The organism is Rhodobacter capsulatus SB 1003 (assembly GCF_000021865.1).
In the GTDB taxonomy this organism is placed as follows: Bacteria; Pseudomonadota; Alphaproteobacteria; order Rhodobacterales; family Rhodobacteraceae; genus Rhodobacter; species Rhodobacter capsulatus_B.
Genome location: NC_014034.1, coordinates 1,029,371 through 1,053,354 on the forward strand (window position 1 = coordinate 1,029,371; position 23,984 = coordinate 1,053,354).

At 62.4% G+C, this 23,984-nt stretch carries 23 protein-coding genes; 11 read left to right on the forward strand and 12 right to left on the reverse strand.

The genetic code is table 11. The features are described from left to right. Nucleotides 1–61 precede the first annotated feature (61 nt). Nucleotides 62–619 (forward strand): T4SS efffector SepA family protein, encoded by a 558-nt coding sequence (locus RCAP_RS04715; protein ID WP_013066679.1) that lies wholly within the window; start codon nt 62–64, stop codon nt 617–619. Nucleotides 620–627: 8 nt separating this feature from the next. On the opposite strand, the gene RCAP_RS04720 is transcribed toward RCAP_RS04715, so the two are convergent. Genes RCAP_RS04720 through RCAP_RS04735 form a run of 4 tightly spaced genes read right to left on the reverse strand, consistent with a single transcriptional unit; the run spans nt 628 to nt 4,934 of the window. Continuing rightward, nucleotides 628–2,151, reverse strand: a complete 1,524-nt coding sequence (locus RCAP_RS04720) for a phage portal protein (protein WP_013066680.1) — start codon at nt 2,149–2,151, stop codon at nt 628–630. After that, on the reverse strand, nt 2,148–2,357 hold the full coding sequence (locus RCAP_RS04725; RefSeq protein WP_013066681.1) for a phage head-tail joining protein: 210 nt from the start codon (nt 2,355–2,357) through the stop codon (nt 2,148–2,150). The genes RCAP_RS04720 and RCAP_RS04725 overlap by 4 nt, the downstream gene beginning before the upstream one ends. Further along, complete coding sequence (locus RCAP_RS04730; RefSeq protein ID WP_013066682.1) at nt 2,357–4,339, reverse strand: phage terminase large subunit family protein; 1,983 nt, start codon at nt 4,337–4,339, stop codon at nt 2,357–2,359. The genes RCAP_RS04725 and RCAP_RS04730 overlap by 1 nt, the downstream gene beginning before the upstream one ends. After that, nucleotides 4,326–4,934 carry a hypothetical protein gene (locus tag RCAP_RS04735; RefSeq protein ID WP_013066683.1) on the reverse strand — a complete coding sequence of 203 codons (609 nt, stop codon included), beginning with the start codon at nt 4,932–4,934 and terminating at the stop codon, nt 4,326–4,328. Before RCAP_RS04735 ends, RCAP_RS04730 begins: the two co-directional genes overlap by 14 nt. Before the next feature lie 91 nt (nt 4,935–5,025). Between RCAP_RS04735 and RCAP_RS04740 the strand changes: the two genes are divergently transcribed. Together RCAP_RS04740 and RCAP_RS18305 are read left to right on the forward strand one after the other, a co-directional pair. Then, a complete protein-coding gene (locus RCAP_RS04740) occupies nt 5,026–5,247 on the forward strand; it encodes a hypothetical protein (protein WP_013066684.1) in 222 nt (73 codons plus the stop codon). Between the two features lie 11 nt (nt 5,248–5,258). After that, a complete protein-coding gene (locus RCAP_RS18305) occupies nt 5,259–6,176 on the forward strand; it encodes a hypothetical protein (protein WP_013066685.1) in 918 nt (305 codons plus the stop codon). Between the two features lie 33 nt (nt 6,177–6,209). Here RCAP_RS18305 and RCAP_RS19185 read toward each other — a convergent pair whose 3' ends face one another. From RCAP_RS19185 to RCAP_RS04785, 8 genes are all read right to left on the reverse strand, one after another. Beyond that, nucleotides 6,210–6,512: a hypothetical protein gene (locus tag RCAP_RS19185; RefSeq protein ID WP_131618282.1), complete on the reverse strand. Its 303-nt coding sequence runs from the start codon at nt 6,510–6,512 to the stop codon at nt 6,210–6,212. Between the two features lie 68 nt (nt 6,513–6,580). Further along, complete coding sequence (locus tag RCAP_RS04755; RefSeq protein ID WP_013066686.1) at nt 6,581–7,285, reverse strand: pyridoxal-phosphate dependent enzyme; 705 nt, start codon at nt 7,283–7,285, stop codon at nt 6,581–6,583. Then, nucleotides 7,282–8,256: a DNA methyltransferase gene (locus RCAP_RS19845; protein ID WP_013066687.1), complete on the reverse strand. Its 975-nt coding sequence runs from the start codon at nt 8,254–8,256 to the stop codon at nt 7,282–7,284. The genes RCAP_RS04755 and RCAP_RS19845 overlap by 4 nt, the downstream gene beginning before the upstream one ends. Then, nucleotides 8,249–9,025: a ParB/Srx family N-terminal domain-containing protein gene (locus RCAP_RS18310; protein ID WP_013066688.1), complete on the reverse strand. Its 777-nt coding sequence runs from the start codon at nt 9,023–9,025 to the stop codon at nt 8,249–8,251. The genes RCAP_RS19845 and RCAP_RS18310 overlap by 8 nt, the downstream gene beginning before the upstream one ends. Before the next feature lie 260 nt (nt 9,026–9,285). Continuing rightward, the gene (locus RCAP_RS04770; protein ID WP_013066689.1) at nt 9,286–9,807 is read right to left on the reverse strand and encodes a DUF6362 family protein; all 522 of its coding nucleotides are present in this window, start codon (nt 9,805–9,807) and stop codon (nt 9,286–9,288) included. Between the two features lie 29 nt (nt 9,808–9,836). After that, on the reverse strand, nt 9,837–10,802 hold the full coding sequence (locus RCAP_RS18315) for a helix-turn-helix domain-containing protein (protein WP_013066690.1): 966 nt from the start codon (nt 10,800–10,802) through the stop codon (nt 9,837–9,839). Beyond that, nucleotides 10,799–10,993 (reverse strand): hypothetical protein, encoded by a 195-nt coding sequence (locus RCAP_RS04780; protein ID WP_131618283.1) that lies wholly within the window; start codon nt 10,991–10,993, stop codon nt 10,799–10,801. Before RCAP_RS04780 ends, RCAP_RS18315 begins: the two co-directional genes overlap by 4 nt. Before the next feature lie 13 nt (nt 10,994–11,006). Continuing rightward, nucleotides 11,007–11,261: a helix-turn-helix transcriptional regulator gene (locus tag RCAP_RS04785; protein ID WP_013066692.1), complete on the reverse strand. Its 255-nt coding sequence runs from the start codon at nt 11,259–11,261 to the stop codon at nt 11,007–11,009. Nucleotides 11,262–11,575: 314 nt separating this feature from the next. Here RCAP_RS04785 and RCAP_RS18320 point away from each other — a divergent pair, with 314 nt between their 5' ends. The 8 genes from RCAP_RS18320 (at nt 11,576) to RCAP_RS19775 (ending at nt 23,633) form a co-directional block, all read left to right on the forward strand. Next, a complete protein-coding gene (locus tag RCAP_RS18320; RefSeq protein WP_013066693.1) occupies nt 11,576–12,166 on the forward strand; it encodes a hypothetical protein in 591 nt (196 codons plus the stop codon). 142 nt (nt 12,167–12,308) lie between these two features. Continuing rightward, complete coding sequence (locus RCAP_RS04795; protein ID WP_013066694.1) at nt 12,309–13,538, forward strand: tyrosine-type recombinase/integrase; 1,230 nt, start codon at nt 12,309–12,311, stop codon at nt 13,536–13,538. A gap of 197 nt (nt 13,539–13,735) precedes the next feature. After that, nucleotides 13,736–17,116 carry a type I restriction-modification system endonuclease gene (hsdR, locus tag RCAP_RS04800; protein ID WP_031320977.1) on the forward strand — a complete coding sequence of 1,127 codons (3,381 nt, stop codon included), beginning with the start codon at nt 13,736–13,738 and terminating at the stop codon, nt 17,114–17,116. Then, on the forward strand, nt 17,116–18,585 hold the full coding sequence (locus RCAP_RS04805; protein ID WP_013066696.1) for an HsdM family class I SAM-dependent methyltransferase: 1,470 nt from the start codon (nt 17,116–17,118) through the stop codon (nt 18,583–18,585). The genes hsdR and RCAP_RS04805 overlap by 1 nt, the downstream gene beginning before the upstream one ends. Beyond that, on the forward strand, nt 18,582–19,508 hold the full coding sequence (locus tag RCAP_RS04810; RefSeq protein ID WP_013066697.1) for a GIY-YIG nuclease family protein: 927 nt from the start codon (nt 18,582–18,584) through the stop codon (nt 19,506–19,508). Before RCAP_RS04805 ends, RCAP_RS04810 begins: the two co-directional genes overlap by 4 nt. Beyond that, entirely contained in the window at nt 19,505–21,130 is a 1,626-nt protein-coding gene (locus RCAP_RS18765; protein ID WP_013066698.1) for a restriction endonuclease subunit S, read from the forward strand. The genes RCAP_RS04810 and RCAP_RS18765 overlap by 4 nt, the downstream gene beginning before the upstream one ends. Next, a complete protein-coding gene (locus RCAP_RS04830; RefSeq protein ID WP_013066699.1) occupies nt 21,130–22,782 on the forward strand; it encodes an AAA family ATPase in 1,653 nt (550 codons plus the stop codon). Before RCAP_RS18765 ends, RCAP_RS04830 begins: the two co-directional genes overlap by 1 nt. Before the next feature lie 482 nt (nt 22,783–23,264). Next, nucleotides 23,265–23,633 (forward strand): hypothetical protein, encoded by a 369-nt coding sequence (locus RCAP_RS19775; RefSeq protein WP_198525868.1) that lies wholly within the window; start codon nt 23,265–23,267, stop codon nt 23,631–23,633. Nucleotides 23,634–23,984: the final 351 nt, after the last annotated feature.

Consider the following 23,984-nt stretch of genomic DNA (forward strand, 5'->3'; position numbering starts at 1 on the left):
TCGCGCTTGTGCGTCTCGGCGTTTTATGAAAATATGGATTTATGAAGGATAGGAGATTCGGATGCCCACGATCGAAATCACTGACTACGACTTCGCCCGCCTGCAGAAAGTGGCCGTGCCGTTCATCGACACGCCCGCGACGGTCTTTACGAAGGTGATGGACGCCTTCGAGCGCGCCAACACTGCGGCGGCTGCTCCGGCCTCCGTTCCGGTCGCTACGGCCAACCTGCCGGTCTACCATCACGACAATCTCCCTCCGCTTACCCATACGAAGCTGCTTGAGGCTACTTTTGATGGGAAGCAGCCCGAGAAGGTCGCGTGGGACGCGCTTGTGCGGCTGGCCTTGATCGAGACCAAGGAGCAGGCGGGTTCGATCCAGGGGCTGCGCAAGATCGCGGCAGCAAACATCGTTGAAGGCCGCAAGGACGACGAAGGCTACAAGTTCCTCCCTGAGCATGGCTTTTCCTATCAGGGCGTTTCGGCAGAGGATGCGGTCAAGATCGTCTTCCGCTGCGCCAAGGGGCTGAAGGTCAACCTCTTTGCCGAGTTTGAATGGCGGTCCAAAGACGATGCCTACCGCCCCGGCGAACGGGCGCGCCTCGAGTACCGCGCCAGCTGAACAGTTGATCATTGTTCCTCCGTGGGCGGGTCGCGATCCGTCGCGTCCACGGCTTGCGCGAGACCGGCGCGGCTGACGCGGCGGGGATCAGCATCGAAAATCAGGCCCAGCTGATCGAAGAGGGCGGCGTACTTCTGCCATTCCTCGACGACTTCGCGCGGGTCGTAACCGCGGCGGGCGATCTGCTGGGCGGGGGTTGAGAAGCCCGCACGGACCTCCATCAGATCGGCCGTCACGTCCTGCAGCGGGTTCACGCTTTCAAACCGGGGCGGGGCCCATTCGACGGCGATCTCGGGCTGGGGCAGGGCACCAGCCGTCCAGGCGGCCTCCATCACCCAATCCCAGATGCGCTGGCAGAACATCGGGATCACCACTTGCCACTGGACCGCTTCGACCATGCGCCGGAACTCGTGCAGGCCGACGCGCGAGGAGGCGAAGTTCACCTGTGACAGATCGCCCGTCATCAGCTCGTAGGGCACGCGGAACCCGGCCGAGATGATGTGCTGCTGAACCTGGTTCCATTCGTAGATGCCCGAGGTGGAGGCGGGCGTGCTGAACTTGATGTCCTTGCCGTTGCGCACGTATCCGATCAGACCGGGTTCGAATTGTTCGATCCGGTTGCCGTCGGCATCCTGCACCACCGGCGCCATGGATTGCTGATCCTCGTCGGCGCCGAAGACGAAGCCGACCATAGAGGCTTCGATCTTCTTGCGGACCAGTTCGGCGGTCTGCCAGTCGCCCAGTTCCCTGAGCGCCCGCATGGCGGGCACGCCCCAAGGCACGCCGCGGTTCTGCACGCGCTGGCGTTCGAAGAGGTGGGCGACGCCGTCTGCCCCGACCCTCAGCGATTCAAACCGGCGCCCGAAGACCGGCATCGCATCGCCGGGATGGTCGGGGAACATCCAGTAGCCCCGGCGGCGGCCGAGCGCGTCGTATTCGATGCCCTGGACGATCCGGCCTCCGTCAGGCCGGTTGTCGAACTTGGCCCCATCGAGGTGATCGGCCTCGTTGAGCTGGATCTGCACTGGGGCTGCCAATCGGTCACTGGCCCGGCGGCGATGGCGCAGGGCAAAGACTTCGCCGCCTTCGATCATTTCGCGCACGGCCAGAGCGGTCAGGCCGTGGAAGTCGGTGTGCCCATCGGCATCGGCACGCGGCGCCCAGCGCTTCCAGAGATCATCGGCGAGCTTGTTCAGCGCCGGATCGGCCGCCGCGGCCCGGGGACGAATGCCGGTGCCGACGATGTTCGACACCAGAACCTGTACGGCCTTTGCGGCAAGCGGATCATTGCGGACCAGATCGCGCATGCGGTCGCGCAGGGCGCCACCCGCAACTGCGATTTCCGCGTCGGCCGCGGTGCTGCCTGCGCGCCAGCCATCCGTGCCGCGCCCGCGGGCGGCAGCATCGTAGCCCCGCCGAAGGTTGGCGATTGCCACCCGGGCGGCATAGCGCCGGGCGGCCGTGCGGGGCGCGACCGTCGCCACGATCCGATCGATCACGCCCCAGGGCACATCGGGCGGCGAGGGTTTCATGTGCGGCCCCGGCTGAAGCTAGCCTTGCCCGCAACCGGCCGGGTATTGCCCGTGCCAGTTGCCATCTGCCCCTCGATGAAGCGGATGCGGGCCAGAAGATCGGCGGCATTCCCATAGGTCAGGCGGCGCCCATCGTATTCCACCACCAAGGCGCCTGCGGCATAGGCGCGGTGGAGCGCATCAAGTTCGGCTTGCGAGAAGGACATCAGAGCCATTTTCCACGTCGGGGCCCGAGCCAGCCGGTTGGGCGCTTCGGGGCAGATTGCGGTTGCGGCCGGTCGGGTTGACCGGCCGGGGTGGTTGCCGGGCGCGCAGGCCCGATCTGTTCTTCCAGCGCTTCCCAGCGCGCGTTGTCCCAGCGATCGATCCCCATCAGCCAGGCGGCGGCGCGGGCATAGACCCGGCAGTCGAGGGCCTCGTTGCGTTCCCGGGTCTGTTCCCATTCGAGCTTCTGATAGCCGGTGCGGGTTTTGCGGGTGACGAGTTGTTCAGACGTCAGCTGCTTCACCCATTCGGCCGTGGTGCCCTTCGGGATATGCACAAAGCCTGCGGGCCAGTCGGCCCCGGCTGCCCGTTCCTCATCGGTCGGCGCGGCCAGGCGCAGGAAACGGTAGGTCTCGGCCTTGAAGACGGCACCCGCCACTTTCCAGAGCCGGACCCCGCGGCGGAGCTTTCGGCCGCCTTCAGTCGTTTCCACATAGGTGGGCCCGTCCACTGGCGTTGATCGATCAAACCCGGCCACGCCCTTGATGGCGATCACTTGTCCGTGCCCAGCTTGCCGGACCCAAGCATAAACCGCGTCGGTCGTGGCGCCGTCACCTGAGTCGATCGCCACCCGCGCCAGTGCCATCCGGGCGCCCGAAGCGTGTTCCCATGTCATGCCGAGGAACTCATTCAGATCGGCCCAAACCTCCGCCCGGGCGGTGTCGCCCTCAAGGACGACGTGATCGACGAGCCAAGAGCGAAGATTCCGTCCCCAACCCCAAACGTCGATCTCGATCCGGTCGCGCTGCACGTCGATCCCTGCCGTGAGGATCAGCACACCGACAGGCGCACGGCCCAACTGCCAATCCTCGCGCCGCTCATAGAGCCGCTGCCAGTCCGGCGCTTCGCCGCGCTCCGCCCAGGTTTCGCCGAGGACGGTGTTCTTGACGGTTTTCAGTGCGGAGTCGTTGCCTTGCGCCTGATCCCAGCGCCGGGCGATTTCTTCCCAGGACAACCACCCGAGGGGCGAGTAGAGCCCCGAGATGTGGAACCCGATCACGCCTGCCATCTCAGCCGAAGCCTGCACATCGGGTGCAGCCGTCGGCAGCCAATCCGCCCCGTTCTCCTCGTCCATCATCCATGTTTTGTGCCGCTCGGCGATTGGCGCCTCGCAATGTTCGCAGAGATAGGCGGCGGTGTCCGGTCGCCCCTTTTCCCAGCGCAGCCGTTCGAACTTCAGCCATTGCAGCCCGCCGCAATGCGGGCAGGGGACGTGATAGCGGCGCTGGTCGGTCAATTCGAACTCCCGCTCGATCCGGCTGAGGCCCTTGATCGTGGGCGTCGAGGCCAGGAAGATTTTCTTGCGGTGGCCGAAGCTGTCGGTGCGGGCTTCAGCCAGCGCCACCGGATCGCCTTCCCCCTCAAGGTCGCCCGGATAGGCGTCGACCTCGTCCAGAAAGAGCCAGCGCGCGGGCATTGACCGCAGCCCCACGGCCGAGTTCGCGCCGGTCAGCACCAACTGGCCGCTGGGGAAACGCTTGGCCAGCACCGTGTTTCCGGCGTCGCGCGACCGGGCGGGCAGGACGAGGGCCCGGAGGTCTGGGCTTTCCTCGATCAGGGGTTCGATCCGCTGCTGGCTGAGGCTCTTGGCCAGATCGGTCGTCGGTTGCACCGCCAAGATCGGCCCCGGCGCGCGGTGGATGCAGAAGCCGATCCAGTTATTTCCGGCCTCGGTAGCGCCGACCTGCGCCGACTTCATGAACACCACCCGCTGCGCCGGGTTGTTCGGCGACAGGGCCTCCATGATCGCCTTGAGGTAGGGCGTCCGGCTGGTGCGATAGGGTCCGGCCTCTGACGCTGCCCGCGACGACAGGATGCGGTGCCGGTCTGCCCATTCAGCCACGGTCTGCGCCGGATCGGGCGCCAGACCCCGTGCCCAGGCGACAGCGATATCCTCCGCCCCCTCGAAGCTAGCGAAGTTCAACTTTGACCTCCGACATCTCCGCCAGATGGCGGCGCAGATAGCGCATCAGCACCTGCTCCACGGCATGCGGCTCGGCCCCGAGTTCGGCGGCGATGTCCGCGGCCACCCGCGGCGGCCAATTCAGCCAGGCGTCGCGTTCACGCCGTGCCAGATCGAACACCATCGCGGTGGCCCGGGCGCGATCGACGACCTCGCCCTTCATCTTCTGCAACCTCACCCGGGCGGTCTGCGCTTTCAGTACCTCATTCGCCATCCGGGCTTTAACGAAGGAGACCTCGCCTCCGTCACCCGCCGCCGCGCCCGGGTCGGCCCCGGCTTCGGTCAAGGTTTCCGCCACGGCTGCGAAGGCCTGCCGCGGCACGGCCTTGGTGCCCGCAACTATCCGGGTCGCCGCCGCCGTGCCCCGGCCCAGATCCCGGGCATGGGCGCCGCGTTGCTTCGCCGGATCGGTGGACGCATCCCACATCGCATCGGCCTTGGCGGCGTCGATCGTGCCATCGGCCTCCGTCGTGATCCGCCCGGTGGCGATGGCCTTGCGCACGGCGCTTTCATGCACCCCGCGCAAGGCGGCATAGGCGCGCCGCGACAGCCCCATCTTGCGACATTCTCCAATTAAGGCAGTGATTTGGACTTGCTCTTCGGACGGTCTCGGCAATGTCTGCGACACCTTGAAACGGAGGTTTCCGATGCCCGCCAAGACCGCCCTGATGACCGGCCATGAGGCCAATTGCCTGGCCGCCGCCGACCATTTCATCGCCTGCCGCGGGTCGAAACCCGCGACCCGCATCCGCGCCCGGTTTGACCGAATCGATCAGGCCGAAGCCTTCGCCGCGACCTTCGGCGACAGCCGCACGATGATCTACGCCGTCACCGCCGAAGGCCGCTCGGCCCACATCAAGAACGCCTGAAGGAGGTACCGATGTTCACCAACCTCTCCGCCGTCCAGATCAATCGCCTCGCCCAGCGCCTGAGCGATGCCCCCTTGGGCCGCAGCGCCAGCGTGGCCGCGGCCGCCGAACGGTTCGAACGGCTTCTGGCCGCCAAGATCGGCACCGACCGCGCGCCGAAGGCGATCAAGTCGATCCTGACCGCCCCGGGCTTGGAGACGGCCGCCGGGCGGTTGGCGGCCGAGATCGACGCCTTCGAGCAGGAAACCGCGGCAGAACCGGCGCCGCCCCCTGCCGCCCCAGAACAAGCCGTCGAACCGGCGCCGATTGCCGAGGCTGAACCCGCCGCCGCGCCCAGCGCCCCGCGTCGTCGCCGGGATGCCGACCTCGAGGCCAAAGCCCGGCAGGGGGAACTCCCCCCGCCGCCCGATTTCTCCGCCCCGACCCACGCCCGTTTCCGGGCGAAACTCGCCGCGCTGGTGGAACTGGCCGGAAAAGGCAGATGCCACGGGCCTGCGCGCAGTGCAAATCAACCCGGTGTCGTCCAGCCCCAAGGCGCTGGCCCGCTATCGCGACCTCGCAGTGCTGGCGATCGAAGCCCGGGAGGGCCGGGCATGAAGATCACCCGCAGCTTCGAGCCCGGCGACCGCTATCGCTACGACTTCGACCTTTGTTCCTGCGCCCGGGGATGGGCGCAGGTCGATACCGCGCAGGATGCCGCGTGGTTCGGCACATGGGCCTCGCCCGCCGAGCGGACGATCCTCAACTTCGCCGAGGGCGATGTCACCCGCACTTTCTGCGACACCGACGCAGAGTTCGCCGCCGCCCTGCGCGAGATCGATCGCTGGAACCGGGATCACGGCTATGGCCCGGCCCGGATCGACCCCGGCTTCGATCCGGCGCTGAAGGCGGCGTTCGAGGCGGTCGGGCTGGGGGATATGCTTCACTGATCGCAAGTGCACTGAGTTCTTGCGGCGCGCATTCTAGGAGAAGATCTGAACCGCGCTTTTGACAAGCTGAACCACTTGCTCGTCGTTTAGATCACACGATCTCCTCAGCTTTGGGTCGCTATCGATATTGGGTGGGGCTCCAATGACGAGAAACTTGGTCTCTTTCCCTTTTTCGTACGGAGCAGGCGCAAGGACTTCCCAATTATCAACACGCCCAAGTGTGACATAATGATCCGGCGAGCCAATCGCGTTCAGCAGATCCTTTTCGCTCGGATCAGAGTTTTGGAAGGTTACGTCAGTAATCTGCCCGCTGGGCTGAAGAATCTTTCCAATCAAGCGCACTTCTCCTCTAACGGGTTCTTCCCGAACCAGAGCTATACTCCAATCTCCCACTTGAGAAGAAGCTATCCCCTCGCCAGCGGCGCCACGTTCCAGAACAGCACTCGCCCCGGCCCGCGCTTGGCAAGGCACAACTCCCAGGCCTTTGCGTCGTAGTGCGGATCGGCTGGGAAGGGCGCGGCCAGCGCCGCTCGATCGCTGAACTTGCGGGGATGGACGTGGATCGTGGCATCGGCCACCTCGCGCGGGGTGAGGTCGCGGCCGATCTGGACGACATGGCGGCGGGCTTTCGGCCATGCGGCGGCAAGGCCACGGGCGAGGACGCCGGACCCGGCGGCGCACCAGACCTCTTCGGGGTCAAAGGCTGCCAGACGGGCAGCAGCGGCGATTGCCTCGACGGCGCCGGGGATTTCGGCGCCAAAGGGGATCAGGCTGGCGCCGGTGTTGCGGCAGTATTCGCGGGCGCGCGATTGCACGACCGACAGATAGCCCGGGCTGATCGGCACCACTTTGGCGCCGAGGCGGGCGGCCTCAAGCGTCCGAGGATGCGGCCGGGTGCGGGCGGCGACGAAGATCGTGGCGCGTTTGCCGAGGCCCCGCGCCACCGTGGCGATTGCCGTCTGGGCGCCGCCCTCGGGCGGGCTGGCATAGACCGCCTCCTGCACCCCGTCGAAGACCTGCGCGATGAAGCGGGCCTTGGTGCCGCCCGGGAAGAGGTCGTCGCGGACAACGGCAATGCCATGGTGCATTTCAAGGATCGGGGCGGTCATTGGTCGTCCTCCGGTTCGTCGTCGGTATCCGGCCCTTCGATCTCGCCGAACTCCACCGGCCCGCAGGCCTCGGTCGCCTTGCGGGGATCGCCTTTGCGGAACACCAGCACGTTTTGGTGGGTCCGGCCGAGCTTGCGGGCGACGGTGAACTGGCGGCCGACACGGATCGGCAGCGAGCCAACGGCCGTGACGAGGATCGCGTCGTTGTAGAACCGTGCGCCCGCGGCCTCAAAGGCCTCGACCGTCAGGCCGGGCAGGTTGACGAAGAACCCATCGGTATCGCGCACATCGCCGATCACCCAGACGGCGAAGCGGTTTGGCCGCAGGCGGGCGACGGCCTGGGCGATGATTTCGGCTTGGGCCTTCAGGAAGTCGGCCAGGGGCATGGTGGAAAGGTCCGAGGGGTCATCGGAATAGCGTTCGAGGTTCCAGTAGGGCGGGGAGCTGAACACCAGATCGGCCTCGATGCCAGCGGTCAGCCGGGCCAGATCGCGGCTATCTCCGGCGATCCAGTGCGGGGCCGGGTCGCCCGCGAGATCGGCTTGCGCTTGGTTCGCGGCCACCTGTTCGGCGCGGAGTTCGATCCCGACGTAGGGGCGGCCAAGGCGGGCGGCGACAATGCCGCGGACGGAACCGCCCGCGAAGGGGTCCAGGACGGTGCCACCCGGCGGGCAGAACCAGCGATAGGCGATTTCGCAAAGGACGGGATCGAAGATCGACGTTCCCGAGGCCGTTGGGGCGTCCGAGGCGGCGTAATGGTCGGCCAGGAATTCCTCGGTGGTCATTTCCCGGCCGAGTTCTGCCTCCTTGGCGCGCTTCTTGACGTAGAATGACGGGTCGCCAGAGGTGTGCGACGGCATCAGGACACCGCCATTCTGCGGGGTAGCCGATTGTGAGGCGGGCCCAGCGCCGACGACATGCTCGCCGCGCATCAGGTCCTGGCCGAACGTGCGGGCGGGGCCCTTAGCCATGAGCGGCCTCCTTCCGGGCACGCTTGCCCTCCTTGTGGCGATAGTGGTCGATGTCCTTGTGGATCGGGGCCGGGTCGGCGGTGCCCAAGCCGGGGACGGCGGGGAAGGACTTCTCGCCCGGCCAACCACGATCCAGCAGGCGGGGCGCACCGCCGGGGGCAGCGCCGCGGCCGAGTTCGGAGCGAATACCCAGATCCAGCCAGGCGCGCTTGCGATCCTGCCACCAGCCCTTGCGGGCCTCGAACACCGAGAAGGGCGGGATGCCGAAACGTTCGGCGAGGTTCGCCGACGGGGCGGGGGCAGCGGCGGCGCCGCCGGTGCTTTCGCCCTCGGCGTTGCCGTCACTTCCACCCATCCCGAACCCCTCGAACCCGGCCATGATTTCGTCGAGCTCCGTCTCGTCAAAGCCGATCAGGTCCAGATCGAAATCTGCCTCGCGCAGCGTCGCTAGTTCCGACCGCAAGAGGTCGTCGTCCCACCCGGCATTCTCGGCGATGCGGTTGTCGGCGATCACCAGCGCTCTGCGCTGGGCCTCGGTCAGATGGTCCAGCACGATCACCGGAACCTCGGTCAGGCCCAGCGCCTTGGCGGCCATCAGGCGGCCGTGGCCTGCGATGATCACCTCGTCCTCGCCGATCAGGATCGGGTTGGTGAAGCCGAACTCGGCGATCGAAGCCGCGATCTGGGCGATTTGATCCTCGCTGTGGGTCCGAGCGTTGCGGATGTAGGGAACCAGCCGGTCAACCGAGAGCATGTCGATCTGAAGCATGGGGCGCGGGGCCTTTCGGAAGGGGCGGCCGGGCGGTGCGGCCTCAGGTGCGCACCCGCGCACCCAAGATGCGCACCCAAGGCGCGGACCCAGATTTTTGTTCTGTCACTAGCGGTTAGACGCGCCTAGGCCCCCCGCATACGCCTCCCTTCCGGGAGAACCTAACGCGGGGGGCCTGCCGGTAGCGGCGGCGGGAGCAGGGGTGACGGGGTTGGGGCCGAAGCTTCGCGCTTCCGACACCCTTCGCCATCTTGCCTTCTTTATGCGTCAAAACCCGGGAAAGTGTCGCGCCCGAAGTTCGACGGATCGGGCCGGTTGTCCTCGGTGTCCGCGCCGCTTTCGCGCGGGGTTGTGCGGGTGGTTGCGGTGAGGGGTTTTGCGCCCTTGCCTTTGCCCTTTGATTTGTCGAGCTTTTCCAGCTTCTTCGAGATGGTCAGAAGAGCGGCCACCCAGCGGCGCCAGGCGGTAGACCGCACCACCCCGGCGCGAATGCAGACCTGCCGCCAGCGGGCACCCTCGGCCCGAAGCCAGACGATCCGCGCATCCTCGGGGTTCAGCATGAGGAGCCAGTCGAAGCATTCCTCCATCCGGCTGATGGCGGCGGCGCTGGGGATCACCCGCATCGGCCGCTCGGGCGTGTAGCCGTAGGCATGCTTGGCGTCATGCACCACCGGCGGCCACGAATTGCCATAGCCGCGGGGGCGGTCCTTCTCGGGCAGGTTCCTCAGGGTGTAGGCGGCTTCCTCGAGGCGATCCTCGATCTCGCGGGGCGTCAGGCGCAATGGGGGGCTCCTTCGGGGCAGGGGGCGGATCAGTAGATTTGATGGGCGCGCAGGGTGGCCTCACTCACAAGGCCCGCCCGCAGCAGGGCATCGCGCTGGATGTTCGTGACGGCGCTGGTCGGCACGTAGGCGCCTGAGTTCAGCCAGGCGGCCAAGCGCGCCAACCGGTCCTCGGGGGTCGCGGTCTGGCTGCCGGGCGCAACGGCCGGGCCAGCGCCAGCTTCCCCAGCCCCTTGCAACCTTGCCGCCTGGGAAATCCGCTTGGCATGGCGCGCCGCGATCGCCTGGCTGAAATACTCCCACGTTCGGATCGGGCTGCTCCGGGCTTTTGCGGTGCGGTCTGCGATCACTGGCAGGACGTCCAGTTCGAGGTCGTAGCCTGCCGCCAGCCAGGCGCCGATCGTCGCCGTCGTTCCGGTGATGGCTGCCCGCGCTGCTGGGGTCATGCCTTCGCCGCAAGCGGCAAGGCAGGCGGCCTCGGCTGCGTCCAGATCGGGGCCTTCGTCGGCGGCGTCAACCTCAACCCGGGCCTCGCGCGTCGCGCCCGCGTCACGCGCGGTAGTAATTACTGGTTCTTTACTTACAAGGTTAGTGTCCAGATTCTGGACATGGCTTTTCGCAAAATCTGGACATGGCTTTTGCCCATTTCCATGTCTGGATTCTGGACATGGGTCAGGCCGGTTTTCGGGGCCCAGCGGCAGTTCCGCCTGCGCCGAAAACTCCGGCTCGAAGGCCAGGAAGTACCGGGTTGATTGCCGCCGGTGGGCGCCCTCGGAGTGGCGCCGTTCGCGGCGGATGAGCCCGGCCTGTTCCAGCTTGTCGAGATGCACGTTCAGGCTGGAACGCGAGATTTCGGCATCGGCCGCCAACTGGTCCTGCGACGGGAAGCACCCGTAATCCGGGTTGTGCCGGTCGCAGAGATGCCAGAGGACGAGCTTGGTCGCAGGCGCCAGCCCGCGCTGCTGGATCGCCCAGTTGGTGGCTCGATGGCTCATAGTGCGGCCGTCACCGTGAGGCGCTTGACGATCGCCTCCATCAGCGCGATCCGCCGGTGCGCGTCGTCCTGGCGCATCTTTCCGGCCCGAACCCGCGCCCAGTAGAACTGGCGCCGCAGGTCAAGTTCGCGCTGGGCTTCGTTGATCAGGGCGGAGACCGGAAACCGGCCCTCGGGGGTAACTTTGGTCATCGGCGCCCCCATCTCAGCGCCGCCCGGCCACGGCCTTGTGCTGGCCAGTCTTGCGGGCTTCCTGATCGCGCAGCCAGTCGCGGACAGCCTCCTTGCGGTAGAGCACTTTGCGGCCGACACGGACGCAAGGAGGGCCCACGCGCCGGGTTTCCCAGCGCTGCAACGTGTCGACGGACAGGGCCAGTTGCCGGGCCAGTTCCGCCCTATCAAGCCAGCCATCCAGCAGCGCCGGATCGGCGCCCGTGTCCTTCAAGGGATTGGTATACATGGGTTTCTCCTCGCGCCGCCGCCCCGGGGATCGGGGCCGGTCATCGGCCAGGAGAGGCAAGCACGGGGCAGGGACCGGCGAAGAGGCGGAAAACGGCGGAAAGGAAAAGGGAATTACGCCGGTCACGCTGGATCGTAGTTCAACCGGCGAAACAGGCCCTCCAACCGGCTTGATTGGCGACAGGTTTATGACAATCTGAAGGGGAGCAGTTCACAACAGATTCGCCGAAACGTCGCCGCGCCCGGAAGGGCGAGGTGCACGGCCCCTGTGCGTTCAGGGGCTGGAGAAAGGAGGGCGGTAACGGGGGGCAGGTAATGGCGTTTGTCGCCCGGAATTTCTATTCAATTCTCGAGACCTCCTTCCGCTGGGAGTGCAGCCAGACCGAGATCGTCGAACTGGCGATGGCCGAGAAGATCGACCTCGTCATCGCGCTGCCGAATGTCCGGTTCGACGATGGCACCGAAGCGAGGATGGGCGTGATCGAGGGCGGTGCTGTGCGCCCCTTGTTCCGCGGCTATGGACTACTCGAGGAGCATGTCTTCATCCGCCAGGCGCGACCTGCGAACTGCGGCTGGAAGCGGATCGAAGAGCCTAAGGGGGGCATCCGCGTCATGGCGCCCGACGTGCTGATCACAGCGGCCGAGGTCGAACGGTTCGAAGACGAAAACAACCTTGTGCGGAGGGTCGTGTCGGGGCCCGGGGCACAATCCCGCTATGACTGGGATGGGTTCTATTGCGAGATCATCTGCCGGATGCATAACAACGGCCTCCCAGAGAAGCAGAAGGAACTCATCGAGGAGATGTTCAATTGGTTCCTCGGCAAGTCAGTCAATGGGGACGCGCCTGACGAGTCGACAATCCGCAAGAAGATCAGAGGTTTCTGGGGCAGGCTCTGCCCCGATTAGTCTCTCGCCCGCCCAGCGCGGTTCTGACCGGCGCAATTCCCCGGACCTTTCCGCCGGTTTCCGCCTCTGCGCCGGTTTGGCCCGAATGAGACATTGCTCCGCGCCGCGGGTCGTCGCTGACTGCGGGTGAAAGGAGCGTCGCATGAAGGCAAAACTCTCTGAACGCGTTGTAAAGGCTGCCGAAGTCGGCAGCCGCAAGTACGTCCTGTTTGACGAAGACACCCCCGGCTTCGGGCTCTGCGTCTACACGACGGGGCGAAAGGGCTTCGTCCTGATCTATCGGATCGCGGGCCAGCAGAAGCGCTTCACGATCGGCGTCTGGCCGACATGGTCGGTCACCGCCGCCCGGGATGAAGCGAAGCGCCTGATCCGTGAAATCGACCGCGGGGAAGACCCTCTCGACACTCGCAAGGCGGCCCGCGGTGCGCCGACGGTCAAGGAACTGGCCGAGCGGTTCATCGAAGAGCACCTGCCGAAGCTGGCCAAGACCAACGCTTCGGACCAGAAGAGCATGCTGGAAAAGCTGGTGCTGCCCGAATGGAAGAACCGGAAGGTGGCGGACATCACGCCCACGGACGTCGATCGCCTGCTGACCAAGATCGCGGCCGGGCGGGCGCGGCCGTCGAAGAAGAAGCCCACGCAGAAGCGCCGCAAAAAGCTGGCCCCGCCCAAGCCCACGCCGGTGCGCGCCAACAGGGCGGGTGAAATGCTGCGCAAGATGTTCAACCTCGCCATGCTGTGGAAAATGCGCACCGACAATCCCGCCTTCGGTTTCCGGCGCCGCCCCGAGGTTGCCCGCGACCGGTTCCTATCTTTCGAGGAGATCGAACGCCTAGCCAACGCGCTGGCAGTCGACGAAGACCAGCGCGCCGCCAGCATCATCCGCCTCTGCATGCTGACCGGCGCCCGGCTGGGCGAGGTCCGCACCGCCACCTTCGACCAGTTCAACCTCGATCTGGCCATCTGGACCAAGCAGGCCGCTTACACAAAGCAGCGCCGCATCCACCGCGTGCCGATCTCGCACGAAGCCGTGGCGCTGATCCGCCTGCGCAGGGAAATCGTGCCGAAGGGCTGCCCGTTCCTCTTCCCCGGCGACGTACCCGACCAGCCCGTTGGCGATCCCAAGCGCTTCTGGCCGAAGATGCAGAAGGTCGCCCTGATCCCCGACGTGCGCATCCACGACCTGCGCCACACCTTCGCCTCGCTGCTGGTTTCCGGCGGCGCATCGCTGGAAATGATCGGCCGCCTCCTCGGCCACACCCAGATCGGCACCACCCAGCGCTACGCCCACCTGATCGACGCACCCCTGCGGGCGGGGGTCAACGCAGTGGGTGAGATGCTGAAGCCGCGGTTGAGGGTGGTGGGGGAGTAAGGTGCAGCCTGCAAGGTCGGCTGGCGGTAGCGCAGTCCGAATGGTTGTGGTTCAATGCCTTGCAGGCCGTGCAACCTCTTGTTGCGCGACGATTGTGCTGTAAAGGTTATCTGGCGAGGAATTTGCTCGGGGGTGCAGTGGGTGGGAGTGGGCAGGATTGATGAGACGTCATGCTCAGCCAAAGTTTTCGGCATAGCATGAAATCGAACGAGTCAAATTTCGGATTTTTGCAATCCCACGAACCCCAGCTTTACAGGCTGGGGACACTAGCGGAGCGCTATTTTTCTGAAGACCCGAACACATGCAACATTAAGCTGCGACAGTTCTCGGAATTGGTGGCGCAGTTTACTGCGAGCAGATTGGGTCTTCCGATTGCACAATCGGACAACCTTGCCGACCTGCTTCGGTTACTAAAGATCGAGCGCAGCCTTCCAAAACAAGTCCTTGAGATACTCCACAGTTTGCGAATCGCCGGTAACCAGGCAGCGCATCAAAATACCGATGACCACTCAAGTGCCTTAAGCGGACTCAAGCTCGCGCGCCAATTGGCGATCTGGTATTTCAGAACATTTCACAAGCCCTCTGGTATTTTTGGTCCTTTCATTCCGCCAGAAAGGCCCAAGGACGTTTCAGAATCGATCGTCTTGGAGCTGGAACGTTTAAAGGCGGAGTTGGAGGCCTCCCTCACTGAAGCCGATCAACTACGGGAAGCGGCAAGGCAGGCCGAAATTGAAAGGAAAAGCGCTGCAGATCGCGCCGAGCAGGAGCGAGTTGACCGCGAAACTTGGGAGAAGCTTGCGGAGGAAGCGGAGGAAGATCGCAGGGCCCTTTCCTCACAGCTACAATCATTGCAAGTTCAGGCTTCCTCCAAGGACGCTCTAACGTTTGAGGCAGTCACCGAACTGGCTCGAGATGCTGCCAGCAAGATCAACCTGGACGAGGCAGACACACGGGTTCTTATCGATAAGCAATTGCGCGATGCAGGATGGGAGGCGGACACGAAACAACTTCGGTTCGCATCCGGTGCTCGCCCCATGAAAGGCCGCAATCGCGCGATCAGTGAATGGCCAGCCGAAAGTGGACCGGCCGACTACGCACTCTTCTGCGGCATGGTCTTGGTGGGAACCGTGGAGGCAAAGCGGCAGAACAGAAATGTCATGGAGGTCTTGCGGCAGGCAGAACGGTACTCAGCGGGCTTCAAGCTGAATGAAGGTGAACTGGCACAAGGTGCTCCTTGGGCAGGTTTCAAAGCTCCCTTTGCGTTCTCGACAAACGGACGGCCCTACCTCAAGCAGGTTGAAACCTTGTCGGGCATCTGGCGGCGGGATTTGCGCGATGCCAACAACCCTGCCGAAGTGCTTGTCGGATGGCCTTCACCTCGCGGGCTGCTTGAGCGGCTGACTGTGAATAAGTCCGCAGCGCACCATGACCTTGCATCGCAGCCCTTCGACTTTGGGTTTCCGCTAAGACCATATCAACACAAGGCGATCGAGGCGGTTGAACAGGCATTGCTTGAGGATCGGCGGGCGATGCTCGTCGCTATGGCAACCGGAACGGGGAAGACAAAGCTCGCAATCGCTATGCTTTACCGGCTGATCGCCGCCAAGCGGTTCCGCCGCGTCTGCTTCGTTGTGGATAGAAGCGCGTTGGGTGAGCAGACCGAGAGCGAGTTCACCACTACCAAAGTGGTCAACGGCAAGTCTTTTGCGGACATTTTTGGCCTCAAGGGGCTTGATGACGTGGTCCCCGATGACGAAACCCGCATCCACATCTGCACGATCCAGGGGTTGGTCCGCCGAGTGCTGTATGCCGCTGATGAGGCTGATGCGCCCACAGTCGACCAGTATGATCTGATCGTGGTGGACGAATGCCATCGCGGGTATCTGCTCGACCGCGAAATGTCTGAGGGCGACATTACGTTTCGCAGCCAGGACGACTACATCTCGAAGTACCGCCGAGTCCTCGAGTACTTCGATGCGGTAAAGATTGGCCTGACGGCCACACCAGCGCTACACACCACTGAAATCTTCGGTCTTCCAGTGTTCACTTATTCCTATCGCGAAGCAGTGGTTGACGGTTACCTTGTTGATCACGAACCGCCGGTGCGCATCGGAACGCTGTTGTCTGAGGGTGGTATCCATTTCTCTCGTGACGACCAAGTTGATTTCATCCACCCAACAAGCGGAGCAATTCAACCCGCTACTTTGCCAGACGACATCGACTTCGAGGTTGACCAGTTCAACAAGAGCGTTATCACCGTCCCTTTCAATCGAGTAATCGCACAAGAGCTCACGAAGTTCATCGATCCAAGCTTGCCAGATAAGACGCTGGTCTTTGCTGTGTCCGACGCGCACGCGGATATCCTTGTGAACGAGTTGCGGGTCGCATTCCGTTCAGCATTTGGCGCGCTGCCTGATGCAACTGTGCAGAAGATCACGGGGAAAGTCGACAAGGTCGGAAAGTTGATCCGATCGTTCCGCAACGATCCACTGCCTAAAGTGGCGGTGACAGTAGACCTCCTGACTACTGGGATCGACGTCCCTCGGATCAGCAATCTGGTGTTCATGCGGCGCGTCAACAGCCGTATCCTTTACGAACAAATGCTTGGCCGTGCCACCCGGCTATGTCCAGAAATCGACAAGGAGGCTTTTCGCATCTTCGACGCGGTGGACCTCTACGCTCATTTGCAAAACCTTACCGACATGCGGCCGGTGGCTGCGGACCCAAGCTTCACCCTCACAAAGCTGTTCGAAGAACTCAGCCAACGCGGCGACGTAGAACATAAAGAGCGTGTGCGTGAGCAGATCATCGTTCGCCTCCGACGCAAGCTGCGGCGCTTGTCGCCAGAGGCACGGGCTCGATTTGAAAAGGCTGCGGGTGAAACTCCGGAAGAAAGCCTGCAGCGTTTTATCTCTGGCGATGCCAGCGCGCTTGCAGAATGGGCGGCCGAGCGACCTTCTTTGGGCCCGATCCTTGACTGGACCTCGGAGGATGGCACTCCAAACTATATCCCGATCTCTGAACATCCTGATCAGGTAACGACCGTTTCACGCGGCTATGGTGCAGCAGACCGGCCCGAGGACTTTCTGGATGCTTTCGCCACTTTTGTCAGGTCCAACGTCAATACTATCGCTGCCCTGAAGATCGTCGTGCAGCGCCCCCAAGAGCTGACCCGCGAGGAACTGCGGCAATTGCGCCTTGAGCTGGACGCGGCGGGCTTCACCGATAGTAAGATCAGACGCGCCTGGGCCGATGCCAACAACGTAGAAATCGCGGCCTCGATCATCGGTTATATCCGCCAAGCGGCGCTGGGTGATCCCCTCGTTCCCTATTCTGATCGCGTGCGGCATGCCGTGGATACGATCTTGCGCCAGCGGCAATGGACCGATGTGCAGCGAAAGTGGATTGACCGGATCGGGCGGCAGCTTGACCTTGAGACTATTGTGGATCGTGCGGCCTTCGATGCCGAGCCCTTCGCATCGCTAGGGGGTTGGTCTCGGATTGACCGCGTGTTTAATGGCGAACTGGCGCAAGTGGTTCGCGACCTTAACGAAAACATCTGGAAAGACGCAGGCTGATGAACGGAACAAGGGCACGGGAAACCGTTCAGAAGCTTTGGAACGCAAGCAAGAGTTTGCAGGGCGGCGGCGTAAGCTACTACGAGTACGTCACGGAGCTGACCTACCTGCTGCTGCTGAAGATGCTGGAAGAGGTCAAGCGCAACGGGGTCAAGCTGGAGGAGCGCCTGCCGCCGAACCTGCGCTGGGGGGAGCTAAAGCGGCTTGAGGGCGAACAGCGCCTGATCCGCTACCGTGCGATGCTGCTGGAGCTGGGCACCTCCGACAAGTTTAACTTCCCGCTCGTCAAACAGGTTTTCACTGATGCGAAAACCTCGCTGACCAAGGCCACGGCCCTCACCAGCCTTATAACCACCATCGACACGGTCGACTGGTATGCGGCCGAAGAAGATGGCCTGGGTGACCTTTACGAGGGCTTGCTTGAACGCACCACATCTGAGCGCAAGTCCAAGGCGGGCCAGTATTTCACGCCCCGGCCGCTGATCGAAACCATCATCCATTTGATGAAGCCCAAGGTTGGGGAGGTTATCCAAGACCCCGCGGCGGGCACCGGTGGCTTTCTAATTGCCGCTCACCGCGCCATCATGCGCGATACAGACGACCTAACGACAGTTCCCAAGGACGTCGCCTTTGCCCAGCGGAACGGAAAGTACCAGGGCGCGGAACTAATTACAGGCACGCACCGGCTGAATACGATGAACTTGCTTTTGCATGGCATTGACCAGCCGATCGACCCGATTGATGCATTGACGTCGGACGCCAAGAAGTTCGATCCCGCCGATCTGATCCTGACCAACCCGCCCTTCAACAAGTTCCCCGAAAGCGTGGCACGCGATGACTTCGTTATCACTGCAGAGGCCAGAAAGGGCCCGCTTCCCTTTGTCGAACACGTCATCCGGGGGCTGAAGGTTGGCGGGCGAGCCGCGATCGTCGTGCCCGACAACACCCTGTTCGAAGACAGCATGGGCCGCGATCTGCGCAATTGGATGATGGACCTGTGCGATCTGCACACCATCCTGCGCCTACCGACCGGCATCTTCTACGCCCAGGGCGTCAAGACCAACGTGATCTTTCTGACCAAGAAGTCAGAGGAACGGGTCGGGGCGACCAAGGCGGTCTGGTTCTACGATCTGCGCGCACAGATGCCTAACTTCGGCAAGACCCGCACGCTGACGACCGCTGATTTCGAACCCTTCATTGCCGCCTATGGGGATGATCCCCACGGCAAATCGCCTCGCATCGACGAGGGCGAAGCCGGACGTTTCCGCAAGTTCACCCGAGACGAGATCTCCAAGCGTAATGACAACCTCGACGTCACTTGGCTGCGCGACGATGTCGAAGTCGTCGAAGAAGGGCTGACCGAACCTGACGACATCGCATCCGCGATCATAGGGCATCTGCGCGCCGCGCTCGAGGAGATCGAAGCCGTGGCCGACGAACTCGCCGAAGTGGCCGAGGCTGACGAATGACCACCGCTGAAACCTTTGGCCGCACGATCCAGCTTTTCCTTGTCGACGGCACCCCCAACGGTCTGCGCAAGGCGACCATCCACGGCTGGACCGGTCTGATCTTTGTCGCGACAACCTCCACCTTCGGCGCTCTGACGTCCCGCAGGGAACTCGATCGCACCGGCATTAACCTGCTGGCGGGGCCCGACCCAGAAAAAGAGGGCGGCACACGGGTCTACATCGGGTCAGCCAACAGTGTGCAGGAGCGGATCAGGCAAAGCGCCGTCCAGCGCGACTTCTGGGAAATCGCCATCGCCGTCACCACCAGCGACGATGACTTGTCGAAAGGCCATGTCGAATACCTCGAGGCTCGGCTGATCGAACTGGCCACCCAAGCCCAGCGCGTGGCCCTGGACAACGGGAACAACCCCGCAAGCCAGCGCAGACGGCTGCCCGAGGCCGATCAGGCGAACATGGAACAGTTCCTCGCCAATCTGAAAATCATGCTCCCCGTGATCGGGCTGGACCTGCTTAAACCGCAACCGCGCGCTGCGTCACTGGTTAGCACGCCGGTCGAACAGCGCACCTCGGGCGAGGTAAAGTTCGAGATGCGCCACAAGACCGGCGTGCAGGCCACGGCGGTCGAAGAGGATGGCGAGTTCATCGTTCTGGAAGGCTCGCAGGCCTTGATCAACACCGGCCATGTCCAGCAAAGCTATGGCAGGCTGAAGAAAAGCCTTGTGGATCAGGGCATCCTTGTTCCGTCTGCCCCGAACATGCTGGTGTTTGCCAAGCCCCATGCGTTCAACAGCCCTTCAGCGGCAGCGGCCGTAGTGCTGGATCGGAACAGCAACGGACGGATTGAGTGGAAGGTGCAGGGATCAAGGCAGAGCTACCACGAATGGCAGCAAGCGCGGATCGCTATTGACGGGGTGAGCGCATGAGAGAGCTGCCGAATGGGTGGGCAGAGACCACGCTAGGCAAGGTAACGTTGCCTTTCGAAACAACAGATCCAACCCGACGCCCGGACGAGACGTTTCAGTACATCGACATTGGCTCTATCGATAATCAGACCCAAACTATCACGCAGCCCAAGTCTATTTTGGGCCGAGATGCACCCTCGCGAGCGCGGCGCGTTGTCAAAAAAGATGACGTGCTGTTTTCGACAGTCCGAACCTACTTGAAGAACATTGCAGTAGTTCCAGAATCATTGGATAGCCAACTTACCTCCACTGGCATTGCTGTTTTGCGCCCAAGTGAGGCACTTGATGGGCGCTACCTCTTCAATTGGGTGAAGTCAGATGAATTCATCTCGACGATGTCCAAGGCGCAGGATGGCACTCTTTATCCCGCGGTGACGGATAAAGACGTGTCGGGCGGAAGAATTCCACTACCGCCGCTCCATGAACAAAAACGAATAGTGGCCAAGGTGGATGGGTTGACCGCCCGCACCGCCCGCGCCCGAGCCGACCTTGACCGCATCCCCACCCTCATCGCCCGCTACAAACAAAGCCTCCTGGCCCTCGCGTTTTCGGGTGAACTGACCGCTGGCTGGCGAAAGACTAAGGCGCTCAATGACTTCGAAACGGTCAAACTTCACTCGCTTTGTTTGTCAGTTACGGACGGCGATCATCAAGCACCACCGAGGTCAGATTCCGGGATTCCGTTCATCACAATCTCTGCAATGAATACCGGACGGATCGATCTTTCGAAGGCAACCCGCGCTGTTCCCCGCAGTTACTTTGACGAGATCAAGGAATCGCGACGCCCTGCCATTGGTGACGTTTTGTTCTCCGTTACAGGTTCCATCGGAATTCCGGCACTGGTTGAAACCGACCTTCCTTTCGTCTTTCAGCGGCACATCGCAATAATGAAACCGAATACTGAACGGGTGAGCGGTCGTTTCCTGTCTTATCTACTCGCGTCCCCGCAGATCAGAGAACAAGTTGATGCAATCGCCACTGGTACAGCTCAGTTGACTGTTCCTCTTGGTGGGTTGAGACAATTCGATTTTCCTTGTCCCACCCTAGAGGAGCAAGCCGAAATCGTTCGTCTCATCACGTCTGCCTTCAACTGGGTGGACCGCATGGCCGCCGACCACGCCGCCGCCGCCGACCTCCTCCCCAAACTCGATGCCGCCATCCTCGCCAAAGCGTTCCGTGGCGAACTCGTCCCACAAGACCCGAGCGACGAACCCGCCAGCGCATTGCTGGAGCGTGTTCAAGTGGAGCGTAATGCCACCTCAAGAAACCCTCGCGGCCGACGACTAGCCGGAGTCTCCGAGGTCATCGAGATTCAACTGCCGCCAATTCAGATACATGTATCAGTCGGCCCAGTTACAATAATAGAAACCCGCGGGAGGCAGGCGATGACCAAAAGCCGCCAAGATGATGATGTGATGGGCAAACCCTATTTGGCCAGCCTACTGAAGGAGGGGCACAGTGCATCAGCGCAAGATCTGTTCAAGGCCGCTGATCTGCCTGTGGCCGATTTCTACAAGCAACTCGCCTGGGAGATCGCCAACAAGCATATCCGCGATGACGATGAAAAGCTGGAAGCGCTCTGATGCGGATCGATCGGGTATACATTGACGGGTTCCGCAACCTGCAGGACGTCGAAGCGGACTTTGACGAAGGCTGCCTGACAACGGTCATCATCGGCCAAAACGGCGCGGGCAAGTCGAACCTGATCGAAGCGATCGTCGAGATTTTCCGCCATCTTGATCCGCCCACCAGCAAACACGGCGGCAAGCTGCGCTTCACGTTCGAAATCGACTACATCATCAAGGGCCGCAAAGTGCGTGCGAGCAATCGCGACGGGTCAACCAAGGTGCTGGTTGACGGCGAGCTGATGCCCATGACCCGGTTTCAGGACAGCAAGGCCGACCTCTTCCCCGATCTGATCTTTGGCTACTATTCCGGCACCGGCCGACGCTTGGAAAAGCTCTTCGACGACCATCAGGCCCGGTACTACAACGTCATCAACAAGGACAGACCAGAGGCCGAGTACGCCGCCGCCCGCACCGCCCGACGCTTGTTCTATTGCCGCCCCGTGCACGGCGTGTTCGCGCTGCTCTGCCATTTCGCGAAACCGAGCGAAAAGCCCGATTCAGCAAACGTCCTCAGCAAACAACTGGGGATAACCGGGTTTCATTCGGCCTTGGCGCACTTCAAGGAACCGTCCTGGTTCAACCAGTCAAACTGGAAAAAGGCCCGGGCCTCAGCTTCGCCGGGGCGAGGGCGGCGAAGCTACAGCGATCTAGGCGAACAGGCCGAAGATGTATGGGGTGCAAGGGGCCCCGCAGGTGAATGCGCCCGTGCCCTGAAGGACATGGCCTTCCACCCCTTGTCGGTCACCGGGAAGGTCGTGGACGACTATCGTGACAAGCCAAAGGTCGAAGCGCAGCTTGCCTGCTTCCTCCGCGACAAGGCAGCCCTGCAGAAGTTCGCAGCGAGGTACGAAACAGACCAAGACATGTTTGCGGCCCTCGAAGCCGCTGACATTTCAGACCTGTTCCGCGAAATGCTCGTGTGGGTCACTCGCGACGGTAACGACAGCGGCGACGTCAGTTTCAGCGACCTGTCTGATGGCGAGCGGCAGCTGCTGATGGTGCTTGGCCTGATCCGGGTGTCGCGTGGCAGAGAGGCCCTGTTCCTACTGGACGAGCCCGATACCCACCTGAATCCTGCATGGCAGCTGACCTACCTTGAGCTGATCAAGGAATGGACCGACGTGGCTGCGGACAAGGATCGGTGTCAGATCATCATGACCTCACACAATCCGCTGACCATCGCGTCGCTCACCAGACAAGAGGTGCGCGTGATGCAGCAAAGCGAAGCTGCCCGGCTGGTCGTTTCGGAACCATTTGCGGACCCACGTGGCATGGGTTTCACCGCCACTCTGACGCAGATATTCGGTCTTTCCACGACCTTGGACTTGGCGACCCAGCAACAGATAGATGATCGGAACGCCCTTGCCCGCATCGAACAGCGCAGCGAGGAGCAGCAGAAGGAGTTGATCTCCATCAATGAGAAGCTTAATAGGCTGGGCTTCATGAATGAAAGTCGCGAACCCTTGTACCAAGAGTTCCTGAGCGCTTGGCAAGACGTGCGCTACGCAGATCGACCTCCGTTGTCGCCAGAAGCAATCACGAAACGCCATGAAGCGATGAAGGATTTGATAAGAAGATTAACGACTAAGGCGGGGCAGGCGCATTGATCTACGTTCGTCGTGATCCCGCTCTCATTCCCGAAAGGGTCCTAAAGGTTGCTGAGCGTGCTCAGGCGGAACTTGAAGCCTTGCCGCCCGATCAGCGAGTAGCGTTTATCAAGAAGAAGTCTCACGTTTGGACCGGTTTCAAGAAGTACTTGTCCAAGATGTCCTATGGGAAGTGTTGGTACTCAGAGAGCTCGGACCCTCAGTCATTCTTTGACGTCGATCACTTTCGGCCCAAAGCCGAAGCTCAGAGAGGGGACGGTGGTGAGAAAGACGAAGGGTATCCTTGGCTGGCATTCGACTGGGACAACTTCAGGTACTCCGCGGGCCGATCCAATCGCCACAGCACTGACGAAGACACAGAGGAAGTAGTAGGTAAAGGGAGCTGGTTCCCACTTTGTCCGGGAAGCCCTTGCGCCACGTGGGACAACCGAGCCTTGGCGGCGGAGAAACCGGTCTTGCTCGACCCTACGAACGTAGGTGACATGCGCCTTGTCAAGATTGGTTCATCCGGATCGGTCGAGCCCAGCGGCATCTGCGTCGGCACCAACCGTGAACGCGTAGCAAAGTCGGTCAAGTACTATGGGCTTGATTTGCCAGCATTAAAGGAAGCCAGGCTTCAAGTTATGCGCGAGGTTCAAGAGATGTTTGAAGTCCTAGTGCAAACTGTTGCTGCCGCGAATGAGGTTCCAGCCGCAGCTGATCTGCTACCAGTGCCTAAAGAAGCAGAGTTGATAACGGCAAAGACAATGCCGAACAGTCCTTACGCCCTGGCGGCTAGAAGCCGATTGATCGAACTCGGGATGCCTGAATTGATTGCTCGGCCGGAGGACTACCCTGCGCCAGTTATCTAGCGCATGGGCAAGTTGGGGTTTCCGGGTCAACAATAGGTCAACCGGCCAACCTACCTCGTTCACGGTTTGGGCTACGGTCGGGGCCGTCGGTTGCGGTTGAGAGCGGCAAGGTAATCACGCGAGATCAACGGGTTGGCGCGTAACTGCTTGAAATCTAAGGGTCCGATGTTCTCCTTTTGGTCCGCCTCATAACCTGAAGGCCGCAGGTTCAAATCCTGCCCCCGCAACCAAAGTCACAAAGCGTTATCAAGAGCTTGCACCCCGCCGACCGGTCGGGCTTTTTGTTGCGCAATCGGGCGGTGCTACGCCGGTGCTACGGGTAATCCTCCCCTTTTTAGCGGGGCGCATCCG

Excerpts from the sequence above, each read along its gene's own strand:
- RCAP_RS04715 (WP_013066679.1), top strand. The coding sequence starts at position 62 with ATGCCCACGATCGAAATCACTGACTACGACTTCGCCCGCCTGCAGAAA.
- RCAP_RS18310 (WP_013066688.1), bottom strand. The coding sequence starts at position 9,025 with ATGCTTCAGATCGACATGCTCTCGGTTGACCGGCTGGTTCCCTACATC.
- RCAP_RS04785 (WP_013066692.1), bottom strand. The coding sequence starts at position 11,261 with ATGTATACCAATCCCTTGAAGGACACGGGCGCCGATCCGGCGCTGCTG.
- hsdR (WP_031320977.1), top strand. The coding sequence starts at position 13,736 with ATGAAATCGAACGAGTCAAATTTCGGATTTTTGCAATCCCACGAACCC.
- RCAP_RS18315 (WP_013066690.1), bottom strand. The coding sequence starts at position 10,802 with ATGAGCCATCGAGCCACCAACTGGGCGATCCAGCAGCGCGGGCTGGCG.
- RCAP_RS04755 (WP_013066686.1), bottom strand. The coding sequence starts at position 7,285 with ATGACCGCCCCGATCCTTGAAATGCACCATGGCATTGCCGTTGTCCGC.
- RCAP_RS18765 (WP_013066698.1), top strand. The coding sequence starts at position 19,505 with ATGAGAGAGCTGCCGAATGGGTGGGCAGAGACCACGCTAGGCAAGGTA.
- RCAP_RS04810 (WP_013066697.1), top strand. The coding sequence starts at position 18,582 with ATGACCACCGCTGAAACCTTTGGCCGCACGATCCAGCTTTTCCTTGTC.
- RCAP_RS19845 (WP_013066687.1), bottom strand. The coding sequence starts at position 8,256 with ATGGCTAAGGGCCCCGCCCGCACGTTCGGCCAGGACCTGATGCGCGGC.
- RCAP_RS04780 (WP_131618283.1), bottom strand. The coding sequence starts at position 10,993 with ATGACCAAAGTTACCCCCGAGGGCCGGTTTCCGGTCTCCGCCCTGATC.
- RCAP_RS18320 (WP_013066693.1), top strand. The coding sequence starts at position 11,576 with ATGGCGTTTGTCGCCCGGAATTTCTATTCAATTCTCGAGACCTCCTTC.
- RCAP_RS04795 (WP_013066694.1), top strand. The coding sequence starts at position 12,309 with ATGAAGGCAAAACTCTCTGAACGCGTTGTAAAGGCTGCCGAAGTCGGC.
- RCAP_RS18305 (WP_013066685.1), top strand. The coding sequence starts at position 5,259 with ATGTTCACCAACCTCTCCGCCGTCCAGATCAATCGCCTCGCCCAGCGC.
- RCAP_RS04805 (WP_013066696.1), top strand. The coding sequence starts at position 17,116 with ATGAACGGAACAAGGGCACGGGAAACCGTTCAGAAGCTTTGGAACGCA.
- RCAP_RS04720 (WP_013066680.1), bottom strand. The coding sequence starts at position 2,151 with ATGAAACCCTCGCCGCCCGATGTGCCCTGGGGCGTGATCGATCGGATC.
- RCAP_RS04735 (WP_013066683.1), bottom strand. The coding sequence starts at position 4,934 with ATGGGGCTGTCGCGGCGCGCCTATGCCGCCTTGCGCGGGGTGCATGAA.
- RCAP_RS04740 (WP_013066684.1), top strand. The coding sequence starts at position 5,026 with ATGCCCGCCAAGACCGCCCTGATGACCGGCCATGAGGCCAATTGCCTG.
- RCAP_RS19775 (WP_198525868.1), top strand. The coding sequence starts at position 23,265 with ATGCGCCTTGTCAAGATTGGTTCATCCGGATCGGTCGAGCCCAGCGGC.
- RCAP_RS04725 (WP_013066681.1), bottom strand. The coding sequence starts at position 2,357 with ATGTCCTTCTCGCAAGCCGAACTTGATGCGCTCCACCGCGCCTATGCC.
- RCAP_RS04830 (WP_013066699.1), top strand. The coding sequence starts at position 21,130 with ATGCGGATCGATCGGGTATACATTGACGGGTTCCGCAACCTGCAGGAC.